This is a genomic window from uncultured Veillonella sp. (genome assembly GCF_934190855.1).
Classification (GTDB): Bacteria; Bacillota; Negativicutes; order Veillonellales; family Veillonellaceae; genus Veillonella.
Genome location: NZ_CAKPTN010000211.1, coordinates 1 through 2331 on the forward strand (window position 1 = coordinate 1; position 2331 = coordinate 2331).

Below are 2331 nucleotides of genomic sequence, written 5' to 3' on the forward strand. Positions count from 1 at the left end.
ACTGGCCTCTTTCAAAAAAAGCACTTGTCCCTATATATAATTACATAGACGACAAGTGCTTACAGTGCAAATGTTACGATATATGGGAATAAGATTCCATGAAAAGATCTAGTCCCAATACATATCAATGAGTATTAGGCACGTTCGATGTATTGACCTGTACGAGTATCAATACGAAGTACATCGTCAACTTCGATGAAGAGAGGTACTTTTACAGTGTAGCCTGTTTCTAATACAGCTGGTTTGTTGCCACCAGTTGCAGTATCGCCACGGATACCAGGATCTGTTTCAACTACGCGAAGCTCTACAGCTACAGGCAAGTCAAGACCGATTACGATACCTTGGAAGAACATGATGGATACTTCCATATTTTCAAGAAGGAAGTTTTTAGCTTCGCCTAATTGTTCAAGGCTAAGTTCAACTTGATCATAAGTTTCGTTATCCATGAATGTATAAGCACCATCAGATTCATATAAGTATTGCATACGACGACGATCAACATGTGCTTTAGGCACTTTTTCACCTGCATTGAATGTACGCTCTACTACAGAACCAGTTTGCAAGTTTTTCATTTTAGTACGTACGAATGCAGCACCTTTACCTGGTTTAACGTGTTGGAAATCTACTACTTGCCATACATTACCGTCGATTTCAACGGTTACACCTGGGCGAAAATCATTACTGGAAATCATCTAACTCTTCTCCTTCTAAATACTTATTTCAATTAACTCTTTTGGACTATGTGTCAACACCTCATAGCCGTCAGATTTGACGATGACACTATCCTCTATTCTCAATCCGATAGTACCGGTAATATAAATGCCAGGTTCTACCGTAATGATCATATTTTCTGTAAATACCGTATCGGATTTAGTATTGGCCACTGGTTCTTCGTGGATTTCAAGGCCTAAGCCATGACCAGTACCGTGATTAAATTCCTTGGTATATCCATGCTCTTTAATATAATCACGACAAATTGCGTCTAGTTCTTTACCAGTAATGCCGGCTTTAACAGATGCAACGCCGCGTTTTTGTGCTTCTAAAACTATACTATACAATTTCTTTTGTAAGTCAGATGCAGGGCCCATTACAATGGTTCTTGTCATATCAGAATGATAACCTTTGTAAACAGAACCAAAATCGATGGTTACAAAATCACCTGCTTCGATAACCTTATCACTAGCTACACCATGAGGCATGCTAGAACGACTACCAGAAGCAATAATAGTGGCAAAGGAAGGCTCCTCAGAACCACGTTTTAACATTTCTGTTTCTAAAATGATACGAACTTCGTTTTCTGTCATCCCTACCTTAAGTTGTGGTAGTAATGCAGCGAAAGCGTCATCACCTATTTTAGCAGCAATGCGTAATAACTCTAACTCATCCTCTCGCTTCACTGCTCGAAGTTTAGCGAAATTAACAGAAGTAAAGTTAAAGTTTTCATCTAATGTATCACATAAAGATTCATAAGTATCTACAGGCATTTGTTTGCCCTCTATAGCAAATAAACCTTCGTGAATATGATGTTCATTGAATATATCTACAAGAGTATCCATAACAGTTGTTTCATATTGAATCACTGTATACCCTTCACATTGTTTTGTAGCCTGTTCAGTATATCTGAAATCGGTAATCATGAAGGCTTTATCTTCTGTAATAATAGCAAAGCCTGTAGTACCAGTAAAACCAGCAAAATAATGTAAATTTATAGGGCTCATCAAAATGACACCTGTTAATTCTTGCTCTTTAATATACTGTTGTAGCAGATTTAATCCATTCATAATCGTGCTCCTAGTCTATAAAGTACAATTAATCTTACCATAAAATACCTATATTGAATAGAATTTTATGCTATTTTTTAAAGCCCTCTATGTCATCAATAGTCAAGTCCATTACAGAACCAACCTCTTCAATGCCACTTAAGTCTACATGACCTATAGTGAGTCGCTTTAAATACGTTACACTACCGCCAGCAGCACCTATCATGCGTTTTACTTGGTGGTATTTGCCTTCTTCAATGGTAATATTGACAGAATGTACTGTTAAAAACTCTATTATTGCTGGCTTGCAATGTGTGCCATCACCTAATAGTATGCCTTCTTTAATACGATTGATGCCTTCTTCAGAGAGTTCTCCCTCAAATTCTACGTAATAAACCTTTGGTACATGTTTATTGCCGTTGATGATTGAGTGCCCCCATACGCCATCATTTGTAAGTAGTAGAAGGCCTTCCGTATCTTTATCTAATCGCCCAACAGGAACTACGCCCATTTTTAAATATTCAGGCGGTAATAGATCCATAACGACAGGATGGTTAGCGTCCTCTACAGC

3 protein-coding genes are annotated in these 2331 nt (G+C 37.8%); all 3 read right to left on the reverse strand.

The annotated features are described in order from the left end of the window. Positions 1-134: 134 nt before the first annotated feature. Complete coding sequence (efp, locus tag Q0F90_RS08850; protein ID WP_296004860.1) at positions 135-692, reverse strand: elongation factor P; 558 nt, start codon at positions 690-692, stop codon at positions 135-137. 15 nt (positions 693-707) lie between these two features. Further along, positions 708-1781: a Xaa-Pro peptidase family protein gene (locus Q0F90_RS08855; RefSeq protein ID WP_296004862.1), complete on the reverse strand. Its 1074-nt coding sequence runs from the start codon at positions 1779-1781 to the stop codon at positions 708-710. A gap of 70 nt (positions 1782-1851) precedes the next feature. After that, the coding region (locus Q0F90_RS08860) for a pseudouridine synthase (protein WP_296004864.1) at positions 1852-2331 on the reverse strand (480 nt) is incomplete at its 5' end.